Consider the following 24,734-nt stretch of genomic DNA (forward strand, 5'->3'; position numbering starts at 1 on the left):
GTTGGTTACGCGGGGCGTAACCGGCATTAACGACAAGTCCGGAGAGCGACATGTACGCAGTTATTAAAAGCGGTGGTAAACAGTACCGCGTTCAAGAAGGTCAAACCCTCAAGCTCGAGAAAATCGAAGTCGCTACCGGCGAAACGATTGAGTTTGATGAAGTGCTGCTGGTTGCAGACGGCGATGACGTAAACATTGGCGCACCTTTCATTAGCGGTGCCAAAGTTTCCGCTGAAATCGTTTCCCACGGCCGTGGCGATAAAGTGACGATCATCAAATTCCGTCGCCGGAAGCACCACATGAAGCGTCAGGGCCACCGTCAGTGGTTCACTGAAGTCAAAATTACCGGAATTTCTGCGTAAGCAGCCAATTCCCTTTAGGAGGATTTTGCAATGGCACATAAAAAGGCAGCCGGCTCCACGCGTAACGGTCGCGATTCCGAATCCAAACGCCTTGGTGTAAAACTCTTCGGTGGCCAAGCGGCAACCGCTGGTAACATCATCGTGCGTCAGCGCGGCACGCGCTTCCACGCTGGCACTGGCGTTGGCCTGGGCCGTGACCACACGCTGTTCGCTCTGAACGACGGTGTCGTCAAGTTCGAGACCAAAGGTCCGAAAAACCGTAAATTCGTCAGCATCGTTTCTGCCTAAGCAACTCAGGTTGCGCAGTGCGAAGATGACGAAAGAAAAGCCCCGCCATGGCGGGGCTTTTTTGTCTTTTCGATCCCTTTTTCCCGCATAAGGCGGGTGGGGATAGTGCAGTGAGGGCGGCGGAAGCGGCCGGGAGAATCCAATGCAGTTCGTCGATGAAGCCTCGATTATTGTTGAGGCAGGTAAAGGCGGCAATGGCTGTCTGAGCTTTCGCCGCGAGAAATATGTGCCCAAGGGTGGCCCCGATGGTGGCGATGGCGGCCACGGTGGCAGCGTTTATCTGATTGGTGATGATTCGCTCAACACCTTGATTGATTTCAAATTTCAGCGTTTCTACAAAGCTGAAAATGGGCAAGGCGGCATGGGCCGCCAGATGAGCGGTAAAGCTGGTGAAGACTTGCACGTAAAAGTGCCGGTAGGCACCACGGTGATTGATGAAGACACCCTTGAGGTGATTGCCGATGTGACCGAGATCGGGCAGGTCGTGCTGGTGGCGGCCGGTGGTCGTCGTGGCCTGGGTAACATTCACTTCAAATCCTCTACCAACCGCGCGCCGCGGCGCACCACGCCGGGCACCGAAGGCGACCGTCGTAACCTGCGCCTGGAAATGAAAGTGATGGCGGATGTGGGCCTGCTGGGCATGCCCAACGCCGGTAAGTCGACGCTGATTCGTTCGGTCTCTGCGGCCAAGCCCAAAGTGGCCAACTACCCGTTCACCACCCTGGTGCCAAACCTGGGCGTGGTGAAGCTGGGGATGCATGAGCACTTTGTAATGGCCGACGTACCGGGGCTGATTGAAGGTGCCTCCGACGGTGCTGGCCTGGGGCTGCGCTTCTTGAAGCACCTGACCCGCACGCGGCTGCTGTTCCACGTGGTGGATGTGGCGCCGTTCGACGAGTCTGATCCGGTCGAGGCTGCCCAGGCCATCGTGCACGAGCTGGGCCAGTTCTCCCCGGCGCTCTCCGAGCGGCCGCGCTGGCTGGTGTTGAACAAGTTCGACCTGCTGCCGGAAGAGGAGCGCGAAGCGCGGGCCCAGGCGATCATCGAGGCGCTGAACTGGGATGGTCCAGTGTTCCGTATTTCGGCGATCAGCAGCGAAGGCACTGACAAGCTGGTGCAGGCGGCGTACCGCTGGCTCACCGAGCAGCAGCGTCTGGAAAACGAAGACGAAGAGGCCCATGCCCGCGAGCAGGAGATGCGCCGTCGCATGGAGGAGGAGTCGGTGGCCCGTACCGAAGCCCGCCTTGGCCGTCGTCGTAAGCGCGATGATGAAGAAGACGATGACGATTTCGACGACGATGATTACGATGTCGAAGTGGAGTACGCCCCGTAAGCCAGTGGCGTACTAGCTAGGATTAATCGCGTGAGCGCAATGGCGTGGGAGAGTCGCGACGTGGAAAGCAACGAGCAGTTGCCGGGCCGTGAGGCGCTGAGTAGCGCCCGCCGGGTAGTGGTCAAAATTGGCAGCGCGCTGCTCACTAATGATGGTCGCGGTCTGGACGAAGCGGCCATTGGCGGCTGGGTGGATCAAATTGCCGCCCTGCATCAGCAGGGTAAAGAGGTGGTGCTGGTCTCCTCCGGTGCGGTGGCAGCTGGCATGGTGCGCTTGGGCTGGCAGGCGCGTCCGAGCGCCGTGCACGAGCTTCAGGCGGCCGCCGCCGTGGGCCAAAATGGCCTGACCCAGTGCTACGAGCAGCACTTTGCTCGCCACGGCATGCTCACCGCGCAGATTCTGCTCACCCACGACGACCTCTCTAACCGCAAGCGCTACCTGAACGCGCTCTCGGCATTGCGCACGCTGGTCGAGATGCGCGTGGTACCGGTGATCAACGAAAACGATACCGTCGTCACCGACGAGATCCGCTTTGGCGATAATGACACCCTCGGCGCGCTGGTGGCGAACCTGCTGGAAGCCGATGCGCTGCTGCTGCTCACCGACCAAGAAGGCCTGTTCGATGCCGACCCTCGCCACAACCCTGACGCCACGCTGATTACTGAGGGGCGTGCTGACGACCCCCGCTTGGCCGCCGTGGCAGGCAGCGGCGGGGCGTTGGGCCGGGGTGGTATGAGCACCAAAGTGCGCGCTGCCCAGCTCGCGGCGCGTTCCGGCGCGGTAACTGTGATTGCCAGTGGTCGCCAGCCGGAGGTAATTACTCGGGTAATGAACGGTGAAGCACTCGGCACGCTGCTGCGCCCGGATCAAGCCCCTATGGCAGCGCGCAAGCGCTGGCTAGCGGGTCAGCTTCAGGTGCGCGGTACGCTGGTGCTGGATGCGGGCGCGGTCAACGTGCTGCGTGGTAAAGGCTCTAGCCTGCTGGCCGTTGGCGTGCGTGACGTGCAGGGCAGTTTTAAGCGCGGCGACATGGTGCTGTGTGTGGATGAGCAGGGCACTCGCGTGGCCAAGGGCTTGGTCAATTACGGGGCCGACGAAGCTCGCCAGCTAGCGGGCCAGCCAAGCCACCAAATCGAAGCCATCCTTGGTTACGTGGAAGCCCACGAGCTGATTCATCGCGATAATCTCGTGGTGGTATAAGGCGGGTGGATTAACCACGCCGCTTAGGCGGTAGCGGTACCTGGCGCGGCCAGTCGTTGGGTACCACCATCAACCGCGTTAGCAGTCTCTCCTGGCTACTATTTTCCTGGCAACTCTTTTCCCAGTAGTTCTCTTCCCAGCAGTTCTCTCCTCCCTTCGGGTCGTACAGCATCACTTGCTGCGGCCCGTAGCGGTTGACCTGTGTCATCACGGCCTCCATCCGCTCATTGGCGTTGCCAAATGCGTCGAGCGATGGCGGCGCTAACCAGTGGGGCTTTGCTAGCCACGCGACTTTTAGCGCCGTGCTGTAGCGTTGGGCCACGCTGGGCCAAGCGTGTTGATGGCACCACCACCCCCGCCGATGCTCGGCCGTTGCCCCGACAGGCGGTGGCAAATTGGCCTGCCATGGATAAAACAGTACGCCGGGCATGGCAAGCTGCTGAGTCAGCAGGTTGCTTAGCGTGGTCGCTTCGCCCGTATCTCTGGGCGTTAACCAGTGAGCAATATTCGCCTGCGCCGTGCGAGTACGGGAGAGCGGTAGCTGATGATGGAGCAGGTGGCTGCACTTCAAGGCCAAACTGTCCAAGCCACCGGGCCCAATCCAGCGGCTTTGGCTGTTGGCTTCGCCTGGCCCGTCGGGAAGCCCAAGATAAAACTTGATCGCTACTTCCAAATGCACCGGCACTGGGTTTGTCCGCGTGCGATAAAGCATATCCAGCTCGCCCAGCGTCGTGCGGCGTTGAGTAATACGCAGATTATTGGCCAGCAGGCGGGTATTAGGGGCGTTATCCAGTAACAGCTGCCACAGCCGCTCATGGTAGTGGCCCATGCGCGTCGCTAGCTTGCCATTCAGCGCCTCAACGCCGGGCAGTAGAGCGGTCAGCCACGTATGGTGATTGTCTGTAAGGCCCAGCGTTAAGCCTGTGGGCCGTCCAGGATAAGCGCCAAGGGTGACTAAATCGGGGGTTGCTAACAGCCAAGCGAGATCGCGCAGCACTGTATGGCGTATCGCGTCGCTGACACCTTCGGCGGAGGTCGTCAAAAAGTCTCTCCTATTCGCTAGCTTGAGAGGCGGCTGTGCTAACCGCCGGTGGCTACGCTAACGACATTCATGTGGGATGCCAATCAAATCCTAGTGAATGCGTAGGTACAAAAAAGCGGCGAGCCCGAAGGCCCGCCGCAGAGAGTGTATGAATAGAGTGTATTAACAGAGCGTACTAACAGAATGTACGGCTAGATGTACGAGACGCGAATGCGATTAGTCGCGATCCATCTGGGTGACTTCAAAAGAACCCTGGCGCAGGCTCAGTTCCAGCTCGCGACCGTTTTGCTCGCGGCCTTCAACATCGATGATGCCGCTTTTATCGATATCGATGCTTTCAAATTCGGTCATACCTTCCTGGCTGGCAGCATTGAGTGCTTGGCGAACGTCATCTTCGCTCATACCCCAGGCACCGGTAATCAGGCGCTTACGCTCTTCTTGCAGGGTGTCGCCGTTATCCATGGAGAAGTCCACATCGGCGTACCACTCATCGTCTAACCAGCCTTCTACTTCTACACGGCCACGGTCATCAACATTAATCTCTTCAAGCTGAGTGAACCCGTAGTCGGCAGCGTAGGTCAGAATGTCATCAATCCGGTCGACCGGCTGAGTGTCTGCCTGGGCGCTACCTGCAGCAGCGGCAAGCAGAAGAGCAGAAGTTGGGATCAGCAGCATTTTTTTCATAACGTTCATATCAAATTCCTTCTTTGCTTAGTGAATGCATTGTCGGATGATGCCTAACGAAGGTCAGTTAGCGAATGCGACAGGGTATTTATATCATTGTGGTTCTTTCCTTAACCTGACAAAGCTGTTCATCTAGCGTTCATGTTGCCTTTGGCATCCTACTGTTATGAAAAATACGTCTCTTCTCCCACTCAAGCAGCGCTCCTGGCAACGGCTCCCCTATAAGTTTGCGCTGATGTTGGCGTTGGTGCTCATGCTGATGCTGATGCTGATGCTGATGGGTAGCGCGACCGGTGACCAACATTGGGAAGCGTTACACAGCGAGGTTCGGCGTGGTGATGTAGTGCCGTTGGAGACCATTCTTGACTGGCTGGACGCCCACTACATCGGTGATGTGTTGGAAGTCGAAATTGATCGTGATGACGGGCTGGTTGAGTATGAAATTAAGCTGCTTGGCCCCCAGGGGCAGGTAGTGGAGTTTGAGTTCGACGGTCACAGTGGCCAGCTTATGCAAATAGAGGGCGTGCGCATCCGCGAGATGCAGCGTTAAGACGTTTGCCTGCGTCCCCCACCTTCCTGCCTCCATTGGGTTTATTGATAAGGTTTTTTTGATGAAGTGTTTACTGGTAGAGGATGACCAGGCGCTTGCCCGTGAGCTGAGTCAAGCGTTGCAAGATGGTGACTGGATCGTTGAGCTGGCGGAAAACGGCCAGGAAGCAGATTTTTTGGTGCGCACGGAGGCGTACGATACGGTCATTTTGGATATTGGCCTGCCCGATGGCGATGGCACTCGCTGGCTCTCTTCTTGGCGGGAGGATGGTATTGATCTGCCGGTACTGATCTTAACGGCCCGTGAACGCTGGGCCGATAAAGCCGCTGGCTTTACCGCCGGGGCCGATGACTACGTCACCAAACCCTTTGAACCCGCCGAAGTGCTGTTTCGCCTGCGGGCCTTGGTGCGCCGTACCCATGGCCATGCGCACCCGGTGCTTAAAGTGGGCGAGCTTAGCCTGGATACTCACACCCAGCATGTCACCTTGGCGGGGCGTCCCGTGAGCTTAACCGCTCAGGAAACCCGCCTATTAAGCTACTTAATGCATGCCGCGCCGCGAGTGGTCAGCCGCAGCGAGCTGTCTGAGCACGTTTACGACCGTGACCACGAGCCCGACTCCAACGTCATTGATGTTCAGGTCAGTCGGTTGCGGCGCAAGCTAGGCGCGTGGCGCATTGCCACGCTGCGCGGTCAGGGGTATCGCCTGTTAGCCGATGAGCCGAGCGATTCATGAGCGCCGATGTGCTCTCTTGGAGTCAGCGCTGGGCTAGCCGCTCCATCAATCTACGCCTGCTGTTGGCGGTGCTGCTCATGGTGCTGCTGGCGCTGCCGGTTGCTGGTTGGCTATTGGCCCACCATTACCGCACCGCTGCGGTCAATGCGTTTGATGAACGGCTGGAAGCGACGCTCAATGTGGTGATTGCTGGGGTCACCTACGACCCGCTGAACCAGCAGCTGAACTATGAGCGCGCCCTGGGCGACTCGCGTTTTGACCATGTCTATTCCGGCTGGTATTGGCAAATCACCGATGAGGCGAACCGCTCGGTCGCATCGCGCTCGTTATGGGATCAGCGTTTGCCGGTGCTGGAGAGCGAGCGGGTGACCGCCCGCACGTTACCAGGCCCAAGGGGACAGCAGTTACGTGTCGTTGAACGCGATATTTATCTAGCGCCTTTAGAAACACCGCTGCACGTGAGCGTGGCTGCGCGGGACGATGATTTACGCGAAGATATTCAGGAGTTTCAGCAGATGCTGTGGCTGGGCCTGCTGGGCCTAGGGGCGCTGCTACTGGGCGTACTGGCGCTTCAGGTACGCTGGGGGTTAGCGCCGCTGCGGCGTATGAATGCTAACCTGCGCGAGGTGGAGCAGGGGCGAGCAGAGCAGTTAGAAACTCGTTTGCCCGACGAGCTGGCCACATTGGCAAAATCCATGAACGCCGTGCTGGCCCGTGACCAGCGGCTCATCGAACGGGGCCGCCACACGGCAGGTAACCTCGCTCACGCCCTAAAAACGCCGATTAGTGTGATGCGGCTGTTGGCCAAACAGCTACCGGGCGAGAGTCGCGATACCTGGGAGGCCGAGCTGTCGCGTATCGACAGTGCCGTGCGCCACCATCTGGCGCGAGCTTCCGCTGCGGGCGAGGGAGTACGCTTTGCTCCGGTGGCTCTCCAAGGCACACTGGCCCCGCTCATCACCGGGCTTGCCCGGCTAGCGCAGCGCCGCCATATTACCCTGCGCCAAACCGTGGATAGCGGCGTGCGGGTGCATATGGATGGTCAGGACCTGCAGGAGATGGTGGGTAATCTACTGGACAACGCCCTGCGCTGGGGCAAAAGCGATGTGCATATCCGCTTGCAGGCTCAAAGCGAGATGCTGTTGCTGGTTGTCAGCGATGACGGCCCCGGCATGACGCCGCAAGAGTGTCAAGCCGCTGTCCAGCGCGGCAGGCGGCTGGATGAGCAGCGCTCTGGCAGCGGATTGGGATTAGCCATCGTGACGGACCTTGTCACGCTTTATCATGGCCAGATGCGTCTTCAGCGCGCCGAGTCTGGCGGTTTAGAGGTAGTCATTGAACTGCCTGTGGTCGCTACTTAACGATCTTAAGAGCGATGCAACACACAGCACAGAGGGTGTGAAATGACACAAATCGCCACGACGTTACCCGACGTACTGGTTGGACCTTTGCTGCGTCGCCTCTCGCCGTCGCGGCTGATTTTATGGCTGGTAGCGACCCGTCCGCTGACCATGCTGCTCGTGCTGAACCCCGAGCAAGAGGAGCAGCAAACCCACGCGTTAGATAACGCCCACCAGCGCGTGGCGATTGGTCGGCATGCTTATATTCACTGTATCGACCTTTCGCTGCCCACCGCGCTGCCCACCGACACCCGCATTGCCTACGACCTGCAGGTACAAAGCACTGATGGCGCGTGGCAGCCCCTGCCGGAGTGGGCGCCGTGGCTATGCCACGATGACTATGACTACCCAGGGTTTGTGTTGGCCTCTCGCCACCACCGTCTGATGCACGGCTCCTGTCGTAAACCCCATCACGATAGCGCCGATGGCTTAGTGCGGGCCGATAACTGGATAGCCGAGCGCCAGGAGTCCCCTACCGAGTGGCCCGCTTGGCTGCTGATGACCGGCGACCAAGTGTACGTGGACGACGTGGCAGGCCCCATGCTGCGGGCGGTTCATGCGCTGATCGCCCGCCTGGGGCTGGTGGATGAGCTGCTTGAGGGCGCTACCGTCGATGACAGCCAAGCGCTGTATAACGCCCCGGAAAGCTACTACCACCGGGAAGCGCTGCTGCCGGATGTCACCAGCAACGCGGCGCTGCGTGAGCGCTTTTTTGGCGGCGTAAAAAAGCCGGTATTCACCTCGGCGAACGCCCAGAACCACCTGATGACGCTGGCCGAGATGCTCGCCATGTACTGCCTAGTGTGGTCGCCCGTGCCGTGGCAGGTGATTGCCTATGACGCCCCGGCGTTAGGCGAAAAAGATGCTGAGGCTTACCAGGAAGAGCAGGCGATCATCGAAGCGTTCGTAGAGGGTCTGCCTCAGTGCGCGCGGCTGATGGCCCACGTGCCCAGCCTGATGATTTTTGATGATCATGATGTCACCGATGACTGGAACCTGACTGCCGACTGGGAGCGCTGTGCCTACGGCCACCCGTTCTCAAAACGTATTATCGGCAACGCGCTGGTGGCGTACCTGCTCTGCCAAGGGTGGGGGAATGCGCCCGATAAACTTAATCCGTTGCTTCACCAAGCGATCACGCTGTTCGACGATGTCGGCCCGCTGAAGCCTGACCGCCAGGACGCGTTTATCGAGCGGCTGCTGCGCTTTCAGGGCTGGGAGTTTCAGGTGCCGGGCACGCCCGTACTCATTGTGCTGGACACCCGTACGCGCCGCTGGCGCAGCGAGCGCAGCCCCAACCGCCCGTCAGGCTTGATGGATTGGGAGGCGCTGATGGAGATGCAGCAGGCGCTGCTGGGTACTAAAAGCGCGGTGATCGTCTCGCCTGCGCCCATGTTTGGCGTCAAGCTGATCGAAAGTATCCAAAAACTCTTCACCCTGGCGGGCAAACCGCTGGTGGTGGATGCCGAGAACTGGATGGCGCACCGCGGTGCGGCCAACGTGCTGCTGCATATCTGGCGGCACTCCAAAACCCCCGGTAACTACGTGATCCTCTCCGGTGATGTTCACTACTCCTTTGCCTACGATATCGTCGTACGCCGCCAGAAGCGGGCTCCAAAGCTATGGCAAATCACTTCGAGTGGGGTGAAAAATACTTTTCCCAAGCAGTTGCTGAATACCTTCGACCGTTTGAACCGTTGGCTCTACGCGCCGCTGTCGCCGCTGAACTGGTTCACCAAGCGGCGCAAGCTCAGTATTTACCCACGGGACCCAGACCAAGCCAGCGCCGGAGAGCGGCTATGGAACGCTAGCGGCATTGGGCTGGTAAGCCTGGATGAGCAGGGCAAGCCAACGGATGTTCGCCAGCTCGATGCCAGCGGCGGTGACGTAGTCTTTCCGCCCCCCAAGGTGCCTATCGACCCGTAGAGAACCGCTGTCTGTCATACAAATGTCATCACAATGACGCACGCTTGCTGCCCTAGAACCTTCCTCATGAAGCGTTACAAATCATAGGGATAGTTTACGTTTGATAGGGCAGCAGGCATATGACCGCACAAGAAGCGCAGTGGCTAAATCAAATTATTGCGGCAGAAGAGCTGCACGTGCTATTCCAACCGATTGTGGACGCCAATCAGCAGGCCATTTATGGCTATGAAGCGCTGATCCGCGGGCCAAAAACGTCCCCGCTTCACTCCCCTCTGCGGCTATTTGATGTGGCGACCCAGGCTGGCCTGCTGGTTGAACTGGACTTGCTGTGTCGGCGGCTCGCCATTCGCCGCTTTGCCGAGCTTGAGCTGCCGGGGTTGTTGTTTCTCAACGTGATGCCGTTAACCATCGTGGAGCGTGACTTTCGCGAGGGGCTGACGCTGAGCTTTATTCAAGAGAGCGGCCTGCCCCCTGAGCGCGTGGTCATTGAGTTGACCGAGCACGTGCCGATTCACGACTACGAACTGATGCGTCAAGCGGTGGACCACTACCGCGATATGGGCTTTCAGGTGGCGCTGGATGATTTAGGGGCCGGGCACTCCAGCCTGCGCCACTGGTCGGAGCTGCGGCCCGACTTCGTCAAGTTAGATCGCCACTTTATCTCTGGTATTGATCAGGAACCCGCTAAGCGCGAGTTTCTGCGCTCCATTTTGGATGTGGCGCGTAGTCTGGATTGCCAGCTCATTGCGGAAGGGGTCGAGACGGCTGCCGAGCATCTCTGCCTATGGGAGCTAGACCGCGGGTTGGCACTGCTGCAGGGGTTTTACTTTGCCCGGCCAAGCCTTCAGCCGCCCATGCAGCTCAATACGCTATTACCCGCGACGACCCAGCTAAAAAGCCCGGCAGGGCGCACTGCGCACTCTATTTTGCGCCCCATTGAGAGTGTATCCGTGACTTACTCGGTGCCAATGCTTGCCGAACGCTTTCGCGAAGACCCGCGTCTGCGCTGCGTGGCGGTGATCGAAGAGGGCGTTCCCGTGGCGGTGGTGCGCCGCAATGCTTTCCTCACGCTGTTCACCAACCAGTACAGCCACGCGCTGTACGCCAAACGCTGCGTACTGGAGATCGCCGATCCTAAAATGATCGTGGCGGAGGCGGATCTCTCCCTGGAGGCGCTGAGTCAGCAGCTCACCGACAGCCGCGATATCGAGCAGGAAGATTTCGTCATCGTCGATAGCGACGGTCATTACCTCGGCATGGGCAATATCGTCGACCTGCTGCGGGAAATTACCGCGATTCAAGTGCGCCAAGCGCGCCACGCGAACCCGCTCACCGGGCTGCCCGGTAATATTCTGATTAACGAAACCCTAGCCTCCTATTTAGCCCAAGGCAGCGGATTTGCGGCTGCCTATGTGGATTTAGATAACTTCAAAGCGTTTAACGATGCCTACGGCTACGCCCGCGGCGACCACGTGATTATTTCGCTCTCAAGGCTGCTACAGGCCCAGGTAGAGAGTGCGGGTGGCTTTATCGGTCATATCGGTGGCGATGACTTTATGATGCTGCTACCGCTGGGCCATTGGGAAACCGTTTGCCAGCAAATCCTTCACTCTTTTGAAGTGATGGCGCCTGGATTTTACGAAGAAAAAGACCGCCAGCAAGGGGGCATTTCGATAGAGAGCCGTCAGGGAGGCGTGACGTTCTTCCCCTTTGTCAGTGTCTCCATTGCGGTTAAACCGATTACCGACCCCGCCCCTTGCAAGGCGCTGGAGATCGCCGCGCAGCTCTCGGAACTCAAGCACCAGGCCAAGAAAACCGCGGGCAATAGCCTGTTCGTGGAGCGGCGCGGCTGCTGCGTGGGCGGCGGCTGCTAAGTCGTCACGGATTCGTCACCTAGGCGTCATGAGAGTGTCCCGAGGCTGTCACATCGGCTCGCCACTATGGCGTTAACACTTCTTAACTCGCTTAGGTGATGCATGCATACTCTCTCTTTCTCTCGTACGCTGTTGAGCGCCGCCGTCGCAGGCACGTTTGCACTGGCAGCGGTCACTGCTTCTGCTGATCTCTCTTCGCGCTACGTGGACAACGACGGCGATATGATCGCCGATGTGCCCAGCGATGAGTCGCAGTGGGTTGATCCGGATACGCTGGTGTTTGCTTACACGCCGGTAGAAGACCCAGCCGTTTATGCCGACGTTTGGGCGAGTTTCCTGGATCATCTGAGCGAGGCTACCGGTAAAAACGTCCAGTTCTTCCCGGTGCAGTCTAACGCTGCCCAACAGGAAGCGCTGCGCGCCGGTCGTCTTCACGTGGCGGGCTTCAACACGGGCGGTGTGCCGGTGGCGGTCAACTGCGGTGGCTTCCGCCCCTTCGCCATGATGGCTGCTGAAGACGGTAGCTTTGGCTACGAGATGGAAATCATCACCTACCCCGATAGCGGCATTGAGTCGGTGGAAGACCTAGCCGGTCGTCAGCTGGCCTTCACCTCCGAAACGTCCAACTCCGGTTTCCGCGCGCCTTCCGCGCTGCTGCGCTCTGAGTACGGCCTGGAAGCGGGCGAAGATTTCGAGACAGCCTTCTCTGGCTCTCACGACAACTCCATCCTGGGCGTGGTGAACAAAGATTACGACGCGGCCGCCATTGCCAACTCTGTCGCCAAGCGCATGCTGTCACGCGATGTGGTGAGCGAAGGCGATTACAACGTCATCTACACCTCGGAAACCTTCCCCACCACGGCCTACGGCTTGGCGCACAATCTGAATCCTGAGCTTGCCGAGCAGATTCAGGACGCGTTCTTCAGCTACGACTGGGAAGGCAGTGCGCTGGAAGCCGAGTTTGCCAACTCTGGTGAAGCTCAGTTCATTCCGATCACCTACCAAGAGAACTGGTCAGTGATCCGTACCATCGCCGATGCCAACGGTGTGACGTACGACTGCGACTAACCCATCGGTCGGTCCATGATTTTCTCGGCCAGGAGGGCGACCTCCTGGCCGAGCCGCTATGTAGCCATTAGAGAAGTGCTTGTGAACGCAAGCACGGACGAATAAGACACTGAGGCACCCTCCATGTTGACACTCACCGGCGTTGGCAAACGTTACCCTACCGGCGACCGTGCGCTGACCGATATCCAGCTCTCGCTGCCGAAAGGGCAGGTTATGGCCCTCATTGGTCCGTCTGGCGCGGGAAAGAGCACGTTGATCCGCTGCGTGAATCGCTTGGTAGAACCCACCCAAGGCAGCATTCGACTGGAAGACGTGGAGCTGACGAAACTCTCAGGCAGCCGCCTGCGCCATGCCCGCCGCTCCATGGGGATGATTTTCCAAGAGTACGCCCTGGTGGACCGCCTGAGCGTAATGGAGAACGTGCTCTCTGGTCAGCTGGGCTATGTAGGGTTCTGGCGCAGCTTTCTACGCCGCTACCCGCAGGAAGCCGTGGCAGAAGCGTTTCGCTTGCTTGAGCGTGTAGGCCTGCCCCACGCGATTGATAAGCGCGCCGATGCGCTCTCCGGTGGCCAGCGCCAGCGGGTGGGCATTGCTCGAGCGCTGCTGCAAAGCCCCAAACTGCTGCTGGTGGATGAACCCACCGCGAGCCTGGACCCTAAAACCTCTCGCCAAATCATGCGCTTGATTCGCGAGCTGTGCGCCGAGCGCGAGCTGGCCGCCATCATTAACATTCACGATGTGGCGCTGGCTCAGCAGTTTGCCGACCGCATCGTCGGGCTGCGTGTCGGGGAGATTGTCTTTGACGGTAAGCCCAGCGATCTGACCAGCGAGATGCTGACCACCATTTACGGCGAAGAGGATTGGGACACCACCCCTGAGCCTGCCGATGATGACGAAGAAGAGAACGTTATCTCTACCCCCAGCGTCACGTCGACCCTGGCGTCCAGCGTGCCACACACGCCGCGCCAGAACCGCCTAGCGAGTGGAGGCGCGCAATGAGCATGACGGACGCTCAAGCCCGCCAGCAGGCCGCCCGCCAAGGCCAGTGGCGTCGGCTGCCGCTGATAGAGAGCCGCCGCCTGCGTTGGGCGCTGGCGCTGGGTGGCGTGGTGTACCTGATGCTGGCGCTGGCATCGGTGGAAGTGAACTGGGCGCGGGTGGCGGAAGGTGCCGGGCGTGCACTGAACTTTCTCGGCGCGTTTTTGCAGCCGGACTTCGTTAGCCGCCAAAGCGATATTCTGGCGGGGCTAATGGAAAGCCTGACCATGACGCTGACCTCGACGGTGATCGGCGTTCTGCTGGCCATCCCGGTGGGGCTAGGGGCTGCGCGCAATATCGCCCCCTTACCGATCTACGCGGTATGCCGGGCCATCATCGCCGTTTCGCGCACCTTTCAAGAGGTAATCATTGCCATTCTGTTCGTGGTGATGTTCGGCTTTGGCCCCTTTGCGGGCATGCTCACGCTGGCCTTTGCCACCATCGGCTTTATGGCCAAGCTGCTGGCAGAAGATATCGAAGACCTCGACTGGAAACAGGTAGAAGCCGTGCGCGCCACCGGGGCGAGCTGGTGGCAAACCATGAACCACGCCGTGCAGCCGCAGGTGATGCCGCGGTTGATCGGGCTTTCTATGTACCGGCTGGATATCAATTTCCGCGAGTCGTCGGTGATCGGCATTGTCGGGGCGGGAGGGATTGGCGCAACGCTCAACACCTCGCTCAGCCGCTACGAGTACGGCACCTCGGCCGCCATTCTGCTGATCATCATCGCCATCGTGCTGATGAGTGAGTACGCCTCCAGCCATGTGCGTCGCTGGACGCAGTAGCGCGCCGTCGCACGCTTGTTGCCAACCCTTTACGTAAAGCCTGAAGGCAAAAGGAATTCTCCATGCCGGTGTCAACTTCCTCAAACGGTATGCCGCAGTGGCAGAGGCGCACCACCCGCGCCCAGTGGCTGCAGTACCTCGCTTGGCTGGCGGGCGTTAGCCTGTTCTTACTCTGCTGGAAAGTGATCTCTGACAACACCATGTGGGTGTTTGTGGAAGACGCTGGCCGCCAGGGTAGTGACCTGATTAGCCGTATGATGCCGCCCCGCTGGGAGTACGCCAGCGAGCTTTGGAAACCCATGTGGGACACGCTCAATATCGCCACCTTGGGCACCGCGCTGGGCATTATAATGGCGTTTCCGGTGGCGTTTTTAGCCGCGCGTAACACCACGCCGCATCCGCTTGTGCGCAGCTTGGCACTGACCATCATCGTCTCGTCGCGTTCGATCAACTCGCTGATTTGGGCGATGCTGCTGGTGACCATTCTTGGCCCTGGCGTGCTGGCGGGCATCATCGCCATCGCGCTGCGCTCGATTGGCTTTGTGGGCAAGCTGCTCTATGAAGCCATTGAGGAGATCCATCCCACACCGGTGGAAGCCATCAGCGCCACGGGCGCTAGCCGCCTGCAGGTGATGAACTACGGCGTGCTGCCGCAAATCATGCCTGCCTTTGCGGGGATCAGCGTGTACCGCTGGGATATTAATATTCGCGAATCGACGGTGTTGGGGCTGGTGGGCGCAGGTGGCATAGGCCTGCAGCTGAACGCCTCCATCAACAGCCTAGCGTGGAATCAGGTCAGCGTTATCTTCGCGTTGATTTTCGCCACGGTACTGGTGTCGGAGTGGGTCTCGGCTCGCGTTCGTCACGCCATTATTTAATCTGTCCGTGAGGGGGAGAACCGCTATGCGCTTTGCCAATGCCGAGATCACAACGATTGACCTGATGCGCCACGGTGAACCGCAGGGTGGGCGAATGCTACGGGGCAGTACCGACCATCCGCTCAGCGATACTGGCTGGCAGCAGGTGACCGATGCAGTGATGCGCCATACGGTGGAGGGTCGGCCACCCTATGATGCCATCGTTAGTTCGCCGCTGGCCCGCTGTCGCGAATTTGCGCTCTGGTTAGGGGAGGAGTTCGACCTGCCGGTGCAGGTGGATGATGATCTGGCCGAGCTGCATCTTGGTGGGTGGGAAGGTAAAACCTATACCCAGGTATACGAGCAGGAAGGCATCGAGCAGATGAGCGCTTTCTGGTTCGACCCCGCCCGCGCCGCACCGCCTGGCGGAGAAACCTACGCCGAGCTGGATGCTCGGGTCAGCGAAGCATGGCGGCGGCTGTTGGCGAATCCGCCCGGCTACCATGTGCTCGTGGTAGCCCATCTGTTCGTCTGCAATGCCTTGTTCCGTCAAGTGTTAGAGCAGCCGTTCAGCAACGGTCTAGTGATGGATCTGCCCTATGCCGCCATGAGCCGCCTACGCCACGAACGCCATGCTATGGGCGAGAGCACATTTATCGAGTGGGTCGGCCGGTAAGCGCGCGTGAAGCAGTATCGGGTCAACGGCGCTTAGGCCATGATAAGAGCAATACGTTTTTTGGAGCGTTGCCATGCCGTTGACTCGCCGCTCATCTCTTTTTGCGCTGCTCATGCTGCTCTTGGCAGGGTGTGCCAGTAACGACGTGGCCATGGCCCCCGCGCCCAGCTCGCCAGCGGGTATGTCGATGGAGCGCGCGTTGATACTCTCCCATGCCCAGCAGGCGATCGGCACGCCTTATCGCTTGGGTGGCAACTCTCCCGACGGTTTGGACTGCTCCGGCCTCGTCGAGATGACCTACCGCGCCGCAGGTATTCGCGTGCCACGCACCGCCGACGGCCAGTTTCGTGCGCTTCCCCAAGTAGATGCCCCACGTCCCGGCGACCTGCTGTTTTTCGGCGATGGCAACAAAGCCACGCACGTTGGCATCTATGGCGGCAATCGTCAGATGATTCATGCTCCCGGCAGTGGCCGAGCGGTGGTCAGCGTGCCGCTGGATATCGACTACTGGCAGCAGCGCTTTTTAGGGGCGGCAGGTCCAGCCCCTTAAATGAGCTGCCAGGGTGATACAGGTCAAGGTATATTTTTCTTATCGCTATACACTCGGACTGTTTTGCCAGCTAATCGTATTTAATTGCCTGGCAAAATGCGGCAAACTTGGTAAATAAAGAGTCTATATAGGCCAATAAAAAAACGAGTACGCCGCTTACCTCCCTGAACGATGTAAATTGAGGCTAAGCAACGCGATGAAAGAGATTCTCCACCGCTTACCGATGCGGTTTAAGTTTGCCCTAGTATTGGTGCTGCCTTTGATAGCGCTGGGATGGTTTGCTGCCAGTGGTGCCATTGCCCGGCAGGCAGCGGTTAACGAGCTGTCACGTATGCAAGCACTAACTGCACTGGCTCAACAGGCAGGGGGCTGGGTACATCAAGTGCAGCGGGAGCGCGGCATGACGGCTGGCTTTTTAGGCAGCCAGGGAAAGGTGTTCGGAGATCGGTTGCGCCAGCAGCGTTCAGATACGGATGCTGCTGCGGAAGCTTTTTTCCAACAGCGTGATCAACTTGATGCAACGCTGCTGACCTCCACGATCAGCTCTCAGTTGGCTGCGGTTGAGCAACAATGGCAGCAAAACCAGTCGCTGCGTGACCAGGTAGACCTGCTTAGTGTGGCAACACCGGAAGCGCTAGGCCACTATACAGGGCTTAATAGCTTGCTGATGGTACTCGTTGGCGAGCTTGCCCACTTAACGGGAGAGGGCGCGATTACCCGTCAACTGGCAGCCTATTATAATTTGTTAGAGGCAAAAGATTTGGCAGGTATTGAGCGTGCGCTTCTTTCAAATGTATTTGCTGCCGATGCGATGCCTGAAGCGACCCTGCAGCGTCTCTTGTCATTAATAGGTGAGGAACGTGCATTTCTAGAAACTTTTCGTGTCTTATCTGGTGCTGCTAACCGTGAGGCACTGGAGGCAGCTTTGAGTGGCCCGGAGGTTGAGCGCGTGCTGGAGCGGCGCGCACTAGCGATTCAGCAAACGGCAGGCTACGGGGTAAACCCAGAAGAGTGGTTCGATTGGCAAACAGTAAAAATTGGCCGCTTAAAGGCGCTGGAGGATAGTGTGTCTGCATCTATCGTGAGCACCGCTGATGAGCTTAAGCGCCAAGCACAGCGAGATCTATGGTGGTACTTAGCGATTGCTGTAGTGACTGCTGTAATTGCCATTGGCATGGCAATACTCATTGTTCGCACCATAACGAGACCGCTTCAGCGAGCGTTAGTAAGCATTGCGGAACGCGGCGATGACTTGACGCAGCGCCTGCCGGTGCCCGGTAGTGATGAGCTTTCTAGGCTTTATCAAGCGGTAAACGATGCGTCAGCGCAAACAGAACAGTTGATTGCTGAAATGAAGCGCAATGCACAGTCGGTAGCGCTTGCCAGCAATGAAATTGCTCAGGGCAACCAAGATCTTGCTCAGCGCACTGAGGAGCAGTCAGCGTCACTCGTGCAGACAGCTTCCAGTATGGAGCAGATGACCGCCACCGTGCGGCAAAATGCGGATAACGCACACCAAGCTCAGCGTATGACTGGTGGCGTTGCTAACCAGGCACAAGAAGCTACTGAGGTGGCAATGCAGGCCCGGCAGGCAATGCAGCACATTCATCAGGCGAATGAGCAAGTGACAACCATCGTAACGGCTATCGATAATATTGCCTTTCAAACTAACCTATTGGCACTGAACGCATCGGTAGAGGCGGCGCGTGCTGGCGAGCATGGGCGAGGGTTTGCAGTAGTCGCTGATGAGGTACGTAAGTTGGCAAGCCGCAGTGCCGAAGAGGCTAGTCAGATCCGCCACTTGGTCAACAATAACGTAGCGCGTATTAACGAAGGTGAAGCGTTAGTTGCCACGACAAGTGACACACTGGAAAAAATTGCTGCGCGTGTGCAGCAGGTGGCGACACTGGTAGACGAGATTGCGACAGCTAGCCATGAACAGTCAGCGGGAGTTGAGCAGATTAGCCATGCGATGGCACAGCTTGAAGATGTTACCCAGCAGAATGCTTCTTTGGTTGAGCAAGTCGCCACGGCAAGCCGCTCGCTAGATGACCAGGCTGAAGAAATGACCACGCTGGTTAGCCGTTTCCGCGTTGCAGAAATATCGCCACGCCATAGTCAGCAGCTTGCCTACAGTTAATGGCGCTAAGTAAAACGCGAAAAAGGGAACCCTGTGTTCCCTTTTTGTGAGGGAGAGGGGCGTTGGCTTATGTCTGCTGAGGCTAAAGTAGCACGTTGATTTAACGCTATTTAATCTAAAACATATGTAGCAAGACGGTGTTAATATAATCGAAAGCCATTAAATTTAACCAGCTTATACGAGGAGAGCAGAGACGTATGCGCCCGCCCTTGAACGACTCGAAGGAGCAGTCTTTGCCTCACCCCGCTGCCCAAGCAGTATCTTGGCCGTTTAGCGCCGCCACAATGTCAGTGACCGATTCTAGTACGCTTTTAGCGCCTGCTGAATCGGCGTTTCGCTACGCTAATGAGGCCATCATCATTACCGATGCTGATAATCTTGTGGTGGATGCTAATCCAGCCTTCTGCGAGCTAACGGGGTTGGCGCTGAGTGAAATTCGAGGCCGGTCGCCGGAAGCGTTTAGCATTTTGCCACTTGATGATAGTCGCACCACGCGTCTGTTACGCGAGGAGCTTCAACTGCGTGACCGCAGTAAAAGTCAGATTAGTTATCGTAGCCACGACGGGCAGTTTTACCCCGGTATGATGTCAATTAACCGGGTACGGGATGAGCAGGGTCGAATTGATCATCATGTGATTGTGCTGGCAGATCTTTCTGCCATTCCTTCCCACGCCCGTCACTTGAACCGTGAAGTCTATTTTGATGCGTTAACAGGGCTGCCAAACCTGCAGCTGCTAACTCAGCTTATCCAAGAGTCTATTCAGCATTCGGAACATCGGCAGCTACCGCTGGCGATTTGTTCTCTGGATATTGATCACTTCCAAGCCATTAATGATCGCCTTGGCCCCCAGATAGGCGATACGTTATTATCAGCATTCGCGCAGCGCATCAGTCATCTGCTGTTTGGTGATGATGTACTTGCTCGTATTGGCGGTGATGAGTTTGTACTGCTGCTTCACCATGGTGTCGAGGACTCGTTTTTTGAAAAGCTGTTGGCCTCCATTCGCCAACCGCTAATCGTTGAAGGCCAAGCAATTTACCTGACTGCCAGTTTAGGCGTTACTTCTTACCCAAGCGATCATGCTCAAGGCGATGTGCTTTTGCGCCATGCCAACCAAGCTATGTATCGCGCCAAGCAGCGCGGCCGGGATACCTACCACCTTTTTGATCCTACCCATGACCTTCTGCTTCAGGTACGCCATGAGCAGCGTCAGCGCTTTATGGATGCACTAAAGCATGGCGAACTACGACTTTTCTATCAGCCGCAGGTAGATATGCGCAGCGGCCAGGTTGTGGGTGTTGAGGCATTAATTCGCTGGCAACATCCCGAGCGTGGGCTGTTATCTCCTGGGCAGTTTTTGTCAACTATAGATGCCACCCCGCTGGAAGTGGATCTAGGCGAGTGGGTGTTAGAGCATGCGCTACAACAGCTGACTCAGTGGCAAAATGACGGTATTGAAATGCCGATTAACGTCAATATCAGCCCTACGCACCTTTTGGTGAGCAACTTTAGCCAACGCTTAGCAGAGCTACTTGCCCGCTACCCCATGGTGTCGCCTTCACTGTTAAAGCTGGAAGTATTGGAAAGTGCGGCAATGCATGATGTAAAAGCTGCGCTAAAAAATATGGCTAGTTGCCAAGCGCTAGGAGTCAGTTTTGCCATTGATGATTTTGGTACTGGGTTTTCGTCGTTAACTCATTTACGCCAACTGCCTGTCAGTCTAATTAAAATTGATCAAAGCTTTGTGCGCGATATGCTGAGCGACCAGGATGACATGGCAATTGTCGAAAGCGTTATTTATATGGCGAATCGATTTAAACGCCCAATGCTGGCCGAAGGCGTAGAGACGCTTGAGCATGCCAAGGCGCTAATGGCACTGGGATGTGAGTTAGCCCAAGGGTATGGTATTGCTCGGCCAATGCCACCAGAAGCCGTATCAGAGTGGCTAACACATTGGACCCAGCGTCATGAGTGGCGAGCGTTAGCCACGCTATAGTCGCTCAAATGATTTAGCGTTTAAGCTGCCAGCTCGGGCGGCTCGTCATTGGCAGGCTCACTATCATGCTCGCCACGCGCTTGGTTCATCTCGCTCTGTTTTTGTGCGGCCTCTAGCTTTGCTTCGAGTAAGTACTGCCGTGCTTGAGCGGCAACTTGCAGATCCTTTGGCGATGGATCAGCTGGTGCCATGGCGGCTGCAATCACTGTCTGCATCTTTTCGACTGTAGCTTGTGGATCGCCAGGAACCGGGCCGTAATCAATCGGCACCTCACCGGCTACTGCATAGCGTTTGCCGTCAGGGCCGACCTCATAATCATAAGAAGCACCGCCTGTGTAGGGCCCGCCTGCTGTTTGATGAGCCATTTCATGCTGGCGCACTTCTCGATCTGTCTGCTTTAACTGCTCAAGTTGCTGAATCTCTTCCGGGGCTAACGGAGTGCCATCAGGGCGAGTAGGGCCCGCCGTCTTTTCGCTACTCTCTGTACGCTCGTCTGTCTCTTTGCTTGGCTCAGCGTTGGAAAGCGGGCCGTCGGCCTTAGAGCGTTGACTGCTAACCTCGTTCCGCTCTACCCGCGGAGTAGGCAGGTTGGAAGCCGACCAAGTCGCAGTGGAGCCGGAAAACGCATTTAAAGCAGAAATATCCATAAGCGATTACCGATGTTTAGGCCATTTCAGTTAGTATAGAGTATCTGCGAGCCAGCCGAATTGCGCAACGTTATGCTCTCAATAGACGTCATTATTCATCTAAGTGCCAACGAATGCCTTGCCCACTATGAAGGGCAGTACGACAATGTGCGTACACGAAGTGTAGATGGTCGCTGGGTTGTTTTCCCTGCTCAAGCGCTTAGACGCGTGGTAGGGGAGGAGGGGGTTCATGGTGTTTTTCGGTTAACGTTTACCGAGCAAGGTCGTTTTCACGATATTGTTCCACTTAATCGCCGCTGAGCCTGCTTATGCCCCAATATGATGCAAAAATGACGCTGAATGAGCTTGTTTACTCCGTCATACCTAATTTAAACACCGCCGAACGTTTAGTGTGCAACACCTTAGATAGCTTGATTGAGTCAGCAGAAAACCCTCTTGATGTCTTTAAGCGCACCGAACAGCGCCAAGCATTTAATTTAGAACTACACCGAATCCGCATGAATATTAAGCATTTGCTGGATCGCTATCGCGCCGATGTTGATGAAATAATGCGAAAAAATGGCGGTGTGGATGGCCCGGTGATTGAGCCAGATGCGTTAGAGGCCGATGCCATTCAAAGTGCCATTGATATTTATCAGCATGTTCGAGCGTTTCAGCGTGGCGAGCAGCGTCATCCAATCCCGCGCCGGTGATACATACATGGCATTAATATTGCCTGTATAATGTGGCACGTGCTTCAGGACTACCCGCCTGAATGCTTGCAGCTCGCCTACCCGGCAGCAGCTGCTTACACATTAGGAGATTACCCATGTCTGCCTCACCTGTCACATTGATGGTGGCTCGTCGCGTCGCGAATAGTCGCTACCAAGACTTTAACCGTTGGCTAAATGAAGGTCGTGAACTCGCTGCTGACTTTCCTGGCTACTTGGGGTCCGGTGTATTGGCGCCCCCTAAAGAAGATGATGAGTATCAGATCATTTTTCGCTTTGACAGCCAGGAAACCCTTTCTGCTTGGGAGCATTCGGCCTCTCGCCATGCTTGGCTTGAGCGGGGTAAAGGCCTTTACGATGCGCCCCATGAGCACCGGGCAACAGGCTTGGATGCGTGGTTTAAGGTAAGCCCTGGAGCTACCCCACCGCGCTGGAAGCAAGCCGTAGCCGTCTGGCTGGCGTTTTTCCCCATTTCACTACTGTTTCAGTGGACGTTTGGCAGTGTGTTAGCCGAGTGGCCGCTCATTCCGCGGGTGCTGATGAGTACCATGATGCTGACTCCTGTGATGGTGTTTGTGTTTATCCCGCTTTCAACACGTTTACTAGCGCCGTGGTTACAAGGAAAGTGGTCGCCCATGGATCTTTTTGCCCGCTTTCGACAGCAGCATAGAACGTGAGTGTTTATCAATTAACGCAGCTCGACTGGTTGAAAGGCCACGGTTGCTATCGCTATTAGGGCTATCTATTTGGGCGACCCACGCCCATTGAATATCTTTTCGAAGCGTATTAAAAAGCCCGCCCAGTGCACGAGCGCTGGGCGGGCTAGCGTGTTTACCTACTAAGGCTAGCCAAACAGCGCGAAGCTTTCGGCATTGAGCCACATATGAACCAGGATACTGGCGATATACCCCAGCAAAATCACGGGCGACCAGCGCAAGTGCCCCATAAAGGTATAAGAACCGCGCGCTTGACCCATCACGGCCACGCCAGCGGCTGAGCCAATCGATAGCAGGCTACCACCTACGCCCGCCGTCAACGTGATTAGCAGCCAGTGCCCATGAGACATTTCTGGTTCCATGGTAAGTACGGCGAACATGACCGGGATGTTATCAACCACTGCAGACACTACCCCTAGCGCAATATTCGCCCACGTAGCGTTCCAGCCGGTGTAGAGTGCTTCTGAAAGCAGCCCCAGGTAACCCATAAAGCCAAGGCCACCGACGCACATCACTACCCCGTAGAAAAACAGCAGTGTGTCCCACTCTGCCCGAGCAACGCGGTTGAAGACATCAAACGGCACGACGCTCCCTAGCTGTTCCAGCTTTTTGTTGTCACCCAGGCGGCTATAGCGTTCCCGCTTGCGTTCCAGTGAACGGGGTAGGCTCTGGCGTAGGTAGTAACCAAAAAACTGTAAGTAGCCTAGGCCGGTCATCATGCCCAGCACGGGCGGAAGGTGAAGCAGTGTATGACACAGCACCGCTGTGCCAATGGTCAGCAAGAAGAGCGCAATAATGCGTCGCGCTCCGCGCTTGAGCTGTACATCCTCATATACGCTGCTGGGCTTTTGATCTTTAATAAACAGGCTCATTACCATCGCTGGGATCAGGAAGTTAACCAGCGACGGAATAAACAGGATAAAGAACTCCTGGAATTCAATCAGACCGGCCTGCCATACCATCAGCGTTGTAATATCGCCAAACGGACTAAAAGCACCGCCTGCGTTTGCTGCGACCACAATATTGATACAAGCAAGGTTAATAAAGCGTTTGTCGCCTTCGGCTACTTTAGTGATGACGGCACACATTAGCAGCGCAGTGGTTAAGTTGTCGGCAATCGGAGAAAGAATAAAGGCAAGGCCGCCCGTTAGCCAAAAAAGCGTACGATAGTTAAATCCTTTGCGCAGCATCCAAGAGCGCAGCGCATCAAATACTCGGCGCTCCTCCATGGCGTTGATATACGTCATGGCGACCAGCAGGAACAACATTAGCTCGGTAAACTCCAGAAGCGTCACGCGAAACGCGTACTCGGACGTATCCGACATGCCGTTCTGGACATATACCCAGCCAATGAGTCCCCAAATAATACCGGCGGCCACCAACACAGGCTTGGATTTGCGCATGTGGATTTTCTCTTCGGCCATGACCAAGGAATAGGCCAGGACAAAGATTGCCACCGCGAAGAACCCTACCGCAGAGGTGGTTAAATCAATCTCACCTGTGACCGCGAAAGCGGCTGGGCTAATAAAAAATAATAAGGCCGCTAACAAAAAAGGCCAGCAACGAGTCACTCGAAGCTGGCCTGGGTCATGATGTAACGTCATCATAGTGTGTTTATCCTTATAATGGTTAAAAGAAGGGGGAATAAGCGACGCTAGTTTAGCAAGCGATATTGCGCTGCAATACGGAATAAAACCGAATGAAAGCCTGTGATAAATAAGTTATTGCGTCTTTTTTTTGGAAATTATCCGTTTCGCTAATAGTAAATTTCGCCAGATAATGTAATGAATTTAGGCTGAATTAGTTAGACGATAGTCGGCTATAAGTAACCCTACCATTACCAGTCAATGTGCTAGACACGGCTTATCGGCACAATGAAAGCCACTTCCAGCCGTCTCAGCACTCGTGAGAAATCAAGACGAAGGCCGGTAGGGGGCAACACACAGGCGGGGTGCGGCTATGATGAAGGGGCGCACCTGCGTACAGGCCAGAACATGCCGCCAGGGTAGCGTTTTGGGGGATGGCTAATGGGATGGCCAATAAACAAAAAAAGCACCCGTAGGTGCTTGATTTGTAGGGGTGTCTGGTGGAGGCGGCGGGAATTGAACCCGCTTCTGTTCCAATAAAAACAATAAGTTATAAATAAAAATGACTT

The 24,734-nt window shown here is 56.7% G+C and carries 24 protein-coding genes; 20 read left to right on the forward strand and 4 right to left on the reverse strand.

Going from position 1 to position 24,734, the window contains the following annotated elements; translation table 11 throughout:
- Positions 1-50 precede the first annotated feature (50 nt).
- The 4 genes from rplU (at position 51) to proB (ending at position 3,183) form a co-directional block, all read left to right on the forward strand.
- Positions 51-362, forward strand: a complete 312-nt coding sequence (gene rplU / locus L1249_RS02380) for a 50S ribosomal protein L21 (RefSeq protein WP_016915863.1) — start codon at positions 51-53, stop codon at positions 360-362.
- 30 nt (positions 363-392) lie between these two features.
- Positions 393-650, forward strand: coding sequence for a 50S ribosomal protein L27 (gene rpmA / locus L1249_RS02385; RefSeq protein WP_058579731.1), 258 nt, complete (start codon positions 393-395; stop codon positions 648-650).
- Positions 651-792: 142 nt separating this feature from the next.
- On the forward strand, positions 793-1,983 hold the full coding sequence (gene cgtA / locus L1249_RS02390) for an Obg family GTPase CgtA (RefSeq protein ID WP_058579732.1): 1,191 nt from the start codon (positions 793-795) through the stop codon (positions 1,981-1,983).
- Between the two features lie 39 nt (positions 1,984-2,022).
- Positions 2,023-3,183: a glutamate 5-kinase gene (gene proB / locus L1249_RS02395; protein WP_228169070.1), complete on the forward strand. Its 1,161-nt coding sequence runs from the start codon at positions 2,023-2,025 to the stop codon at positions 3,181-3,183.
- 10 nt (positions 3,184-3,193) lie between these two features.
- On the opposite strand, the gene L1249_RS02400 is transcribed toward proB, so the two are convergent.
- Together L1249_RS02400 and L1249_RS02405 are read right to left on the reverse strand one after the other, a co-directional pair.
- The gene (locus tag L1249_RS02400) at positions 3,194-4,225 is read right to left on the reverse strand and encodes a DUF1853 family protein (protein WP_058579733.1); all 1,032 of its coding nucleotides are present in this window, start codon (positions 4,223-4,225) and stop codon (positions 3,194-3,196) included.
- Between the two features lie 216 nt (positions 4,226-4,441).
- Complete coding sequence (locus tag L1249_RS02405; protein ID WP_054640965.1) at positions 4,442-4,918, reverse strand: PepSY domain-containing protein; 477 nt, start codon at positions 4,916-4,918, stop codon at positions 4,442-4,444.
- Positions 4,919-5,075: 157 nt separating this feature from the next.
- On the opposite strand from L1249_RS02405, the gene L1249_RS02410 reads away from it, so the two are divergent.
- The 13 genes from L1249_RS02410 (at position 5,076) to L1249_RS02470 (ending at position 20,506) form a co-directional block, all read left to right on the forward strand.
- A complete protein-coding gene (locus L1249_RS02410) occupies positions 5,076-5,459 on the forward strand; it encodes a PepSY domain-containing protein (RefSeq protein WP_442908416.1) in 384 nt (127 codons plus the stop codon).
- Between the two features lie 61 nt (positions 5,460-5,520).
- Positions 5,521-6,195, forward strand: a complete 675-nt coding sequence (locus L1249_RS02415; protein WP_058579734.1) for a winged helix-turn-helix domain-containing protein — start codon at positions 5,521-5,523, stop codon at positions 6,193-6,195.
- Complete coding sequence (locus L1249_RS02420; protein WP_172415833.1) at positions 6,192-7,556, forward strand: sensor histidine kinase; 1,365 nt, start codon at positions 6,192-6,194, stop codon at positions 7,554-7,556. The genes L1249_RS02415 and L1249_RS02420 overlap by 4 nt, the downstream gene beginning before the upstream one ends.
- Positions 7,557-7,598: 42 nt before the next feature.
- Entirely contained in the window at positions 7,599-9,521 is a 1,923-nt protein-coding gene (locus L1249_RS02425) for an alkaline phosphatase D family protein (RefSeq protein WP_137094410.1), read from the forward strand.
- Positions 9,522-9,640: 119 nt separating this feature from the next.
- Entirely contained in the window at positions 9,641-11,395 is a 1,755-nt protein-coding gene (locus L1249_RS02430) for a bifunctional diguanylate cyclase/phosphodiesterase (protein WP_172415834.1), read from the forward strand.
- Between the two features lie 102 nt (positions 11,396-11,497).
- Positions 11,498-12,463 carry a phosphate/phosphite/phosphonate ABC transporter substrate-binding protein gene (gene phnD / locus L1249_RS02435; protein ID WP_172415835.1) on the forward strand — a complete coding sequence of 322 codons (966 nt, stop codon included), beginning with the start codon at positions 11,498-11,500 and terminating at the stop codon, positions 12,461-12,463.
- A 123-nt stretch (positions 12,464-12,586) separates the two neighbouring features.
- Positions 12,587-13,462, forward strand: a complete 876-nt coding sequence (gene phnC / locus L1249_RS02440; protein ID WP_228169068.1) for a phosphonate ABC transporter ATP-binding protein — start codon at positions 12,587-12,589, stop codon at positions 13,460-13,462.
- Positions 13,459-14,286 carry a phosphonate ABC transporter, permease protein PhnE gene (phnE, locus tag L1249_RS02445; protein WP_054640967.1) on the forward strand — a complete coding sequence of 276 codons (828 nt, stop codon included), beginning with the start codon at positions 13,459-13,461 and terminating at the stop codon, positions 14,284-14,286. Before phnC ends, phnE (L1249_RS02445) begins: the two co-directional genes overlap by 4 nt.
- Positions 14,287-14,348: 62 nt before the next feature.
- Positions 14,349-15,164, forward strand: coding sequence for a phosphonate ABC transporter, permease protein PhnE (gene phnE, locus L1249_RS02450; RefSeq protein ID WP_044628759.1), 816 nt, complete (start codon positions 14,349-14,351; stop codon positions 15,162-15,164).
- Between the two features lie 25 nt (positions 15,165-15,189).
- Positions 15,190-15,819, forward strand: coding sequence for a histidine phosphatase family protein (locus L1249_RS02455; protein ID WP_044628758.1), 630 nt, complete (start codon positions 15,190-15,192; stop codon positions 15,817-15,819).
- A gap of 73 nt (positions 15,820-15,892) precedes the next feature.
- A complete protein-coding gene (locus tag L1249_RS02460) occupies positions 15,893-16,369 on the forward strand; it encodes a C40 family peptidase (RefSeq protein WP_044628757.1) in 477 nt (158 codons plus the stop codon).
- Positions 16,370-16,565: 196 nt separating this feature from the next.
- Positions 16,566-18,509, forward strand: coding sequence for a methyl-accepting chemotaxis protein (locus L1249_RS02465; RefSeq protein WP_044628756.1), 1,944 nt, complete (start codon positions 16,566-16,568; stop codon positions 18,507-18,509).
- Between the two features lie 284 nt (positions 18,510-18,793).
- Positions 18,794-20,506 (forward strand): putative bifunctional diguanylate cyclase/phosphodiesterase, encoded by a 1,713-nt coding sequence (locus tag L1249_RS02470; RefSeq protein WP_235253052.1) that lies wholly within the window; start codon positions 18,794-18,796, stop codon positions 20,504-20,506.
- Between the two features lie 20 nt (positions 20,507-20,526).
- Here L1249_RS02470 and L1249_RS02475 read toward each other — a convergent pair whose 3' ends face one another.
- The gene (locus tag L1249_RS02475; RefSeq protein ID WP_172415837.1) at positions 20,527-21,153 is read right to left on the reverse strand and encodes a putative metalloprotease CJM1_0395 family protein; all 627 of its coding nucleotides are present in this window, start codon (positions 21,151-21,153) and stop codon (positions 20,527-20,529) included.
- A gap of 72 nt (positions 21,154-21,225) precedes the next feature.
- Between L1249_RS02475 and L1249_RS02480 the strand changes: the two genes are divergently transcribed.
- From L1249_RS02480 to L1249_RS02490, 3 genes are all read left to right on the forward strand, one after another.
- Complete coding sequence (locus L1249_RS02480; protein ID WP_137094401.1) at positions 21,226-21,453, forward strand: DUF2835 family protein; 228 nt, start codon at positions 21,226-21,228, stop codon at positions 21,451-21,453.
- 8 nt (positions 21,454-21,461) lie between these two features.
- The gene (locus tag L1249_RS02485; protein WP_054640968.1) at positions 21,462-21,845 is read left to right on the forward strand and encodes a hypothetical protein; all 384 of its coding nucleotides are present in this window, start codon (positions 21,462-21,464) and stop codon (positions 21,843-21,845) included.
- A gap of 116 nt (positions 21,846-21,961) precedes the next feature.
- Positions 21,962-22,540 (forward strand): antibiotic biosynthesis monooxygenase, encoded by a 579-nt coding sequence (locus tag L1249_RS02490; RefSeq protein WP_054640969.1) that lies wholly within the window; start codon positions 21,962-21,964, stop codon positions 22,538-22,540.
- Positions 22,541-22,707: 167 nt separating this feature from the next.
- Here L1249_RS02490 and nhaD read toward each other — a convergent pair whose 3' ends face one another.
- The gene (nhaD, locus tag L1249_RS02495; protein ID WP_054640970.1) at positions 22,708-24,186 is read right to left on the reverse strand and encodes a sodium:proton antiporter NhaD; all 1,479 of its coding nucleotides are present in this window, start codon (positions 24,184-24,186) and stop codon (positions 22,708-22,710) included.
- Positions 24,187-24,734: the final 548 nt, after the last annotated feature.

The organism is Halomonas sp. Cn5-12 (assembly GCF_021532545.1).
Taxonomy (GTDB): domain Bacteria; phylum Pseudomonadota; class Gammaproteobacteria; order Pseudomonadales; family Halomonadaceae; genus Vreelandella; species Vreelandella aquamarina.

What these genes read in the sequence shown, in the direction of transcription:
- rplU (WP_016915863.1), top strand. Translation starts at nt 51, where the DNA reads ATGTACGCAGTTATTAAAAGCGGTGGTAAACAGTACCGCGTTCAAGAA.
- rpmA (WP_058579731.1), top strand. Translation starts at nt 393, where the DNA reads ATGGCACATAAAAAGGCAGCCGGCTCCACGCGTAACGGTCGCGATTCC.
- cgtA (WP_058579732.1), top strand. Translation starts at nt 793, where the DNA reads ATGCAGTTCGTCGATGAAGCCTCGATTATTGTTGAGGCAGGTAAAGGC.
- proB (WP_228169070.1), top strand. Translation starts at nt 2,023, where the DNA reads ATGGCGTGGGAGAGTCGCGACGTGGAAAGCAACGAGCAGTTGCCGGGC.
- L1249_RS02405 (WP_054640965.1), bottom strand. Translation starts at nt 4,918, where the DNA reads ATGAACGTTATGAAAAAAATGCTGCTGATCCCAACTTCTGCTCTTCTG.
- L1249_RS02410 (WP_442908416.1), top strand. Translation starts at nt 5,076, where the DNA reads ATGAAAAATACGTCTCTTCTCCCACTCAAGCAGCGCTCCTGGCAACGG.
- L1249_RS02415 (WP_058579734.1), top strand. Translation starts at nt 5,521, where the DNA reads ATGAAGTGTTTACTGGTAGAGGATGACCAGGCGCTTGCCCGTGAGCTG.
- L1249_RS02420 (WP_172415833.1), top strand. Translation starts at nt 6,192, where the DNA reads ATGAGCGCCGATGTGCTCTCTTGGAGTCAGCGCTGGGCTAGCCGCTCC.
- L1249_RS02425 (WP_137094410.1), top strand. Translation starts at nt 7,599, where the DNA reads ATGACACAAATCGCCACGACGTTACCCGACGTACTGGTTGGACCTTTG.
- L1249_RS02430 (WP_172415834.1), top strand. Translation starts at nt 9,641, where the DNA reads ATGACCGCACAAGAAGCGCAGTGGCTAAATCAAATTATTGCGGCAGAA.
- phnD (WP_172415835.1), top strand. Translation starts at nt 11,498, where the DNA reads ATGCATACTCTCTCTTTCTCTCGTACGCTGTTGAGCGCCGCCGTCGCA.
- phnC (WP_228169068.1), top strand. Translation starts at nt 12,587, where the DNA reads ATGTTGACACTCACCGGCGTTGGCAAACGTTACCCTACCGGCGACCGT.
- phnE (WP_054640967.1), top strand. Translation starts at nt 13,459, where the DNA reads ATGAGCATGACGGACGCTCAAGCCCGCCAGCAGGCCGCCCGCCAAGGC.
- phnE (WP_044628759.1), top strand. Translation starts at nt 14,349, where the DNA reads ATGCCGGTGTCAACTTCCTCAAACGGTATGCCGCAGTGGCAGAGGCGC.
- L1249_RS02455 (WP_044628758.1), top strand. Translation starts at nt 15,190, where the DNA reads ATGCGCTTTGCCAATGCCGAGATCACAACGATTGACCTGATGCGCCAC.
- L1249_RS02460 (WP_044628757.1), top strand. Translation starts at nt 15,893, where the DNA reads ATGCCGTTGACTCGCCGCTCATCTCTTTTTGCGCTGCTCATGCTGCTC.
- L1249_RS02465 (WP_044628756.1), top strand. Translation starts at nt 16,566, where the DNA reads ATGAAAGAGATTCTCCACCGCTTACCGATGCGGTTTAAGTTTGCCCTA.
- L1249_RS02470 (WP_235253052.1), top strand. Translation starts at nt 18,794, where the DNA reads ATGTCAGTGACCGATTCTAGTACGCTTTTAGCGCCTGCTGAATCGGCG.
- L1249_RS02475 (WP_172415837.1), bottom strand. Translation starts at nt 21,153, where the DNA reads ATGGATATTTCTGCTTTAAATGCGTTTTCCGGCTCCACTGCGACTTGG.
- L1249_RS02480 (WP_137094401.1), top strand. Translation starts at nt 21,226, where the DNA reads ATGCTCTCAATAGACGTCATTATTCATCTAAGTGCCAACGAATGCCTT.
- L1249_RS02485 (WP_054640968.1), top strand. Translation starts at nt 21,462, where the DNA reads ATGCCCCAATATGATGCAAAAATGACGCTGAATGAGCTTGTTTACTCC.
- L1249_RS02490 (WP_054640969.1), top strand. Translation starts at nt 21,962, where the DNA reads ATGTCTGCCTCACCTGTCACATTGATGGTGGCTCGTCGCGTCGCGAAT.
- nhaD (WP_054640970.1), bottom strand. Translation starts at nt 24,186, where the DNA reads ATGATGACGTTACATCATGACCCAGGCCAGCTTCGAGTGACTCGTTGC.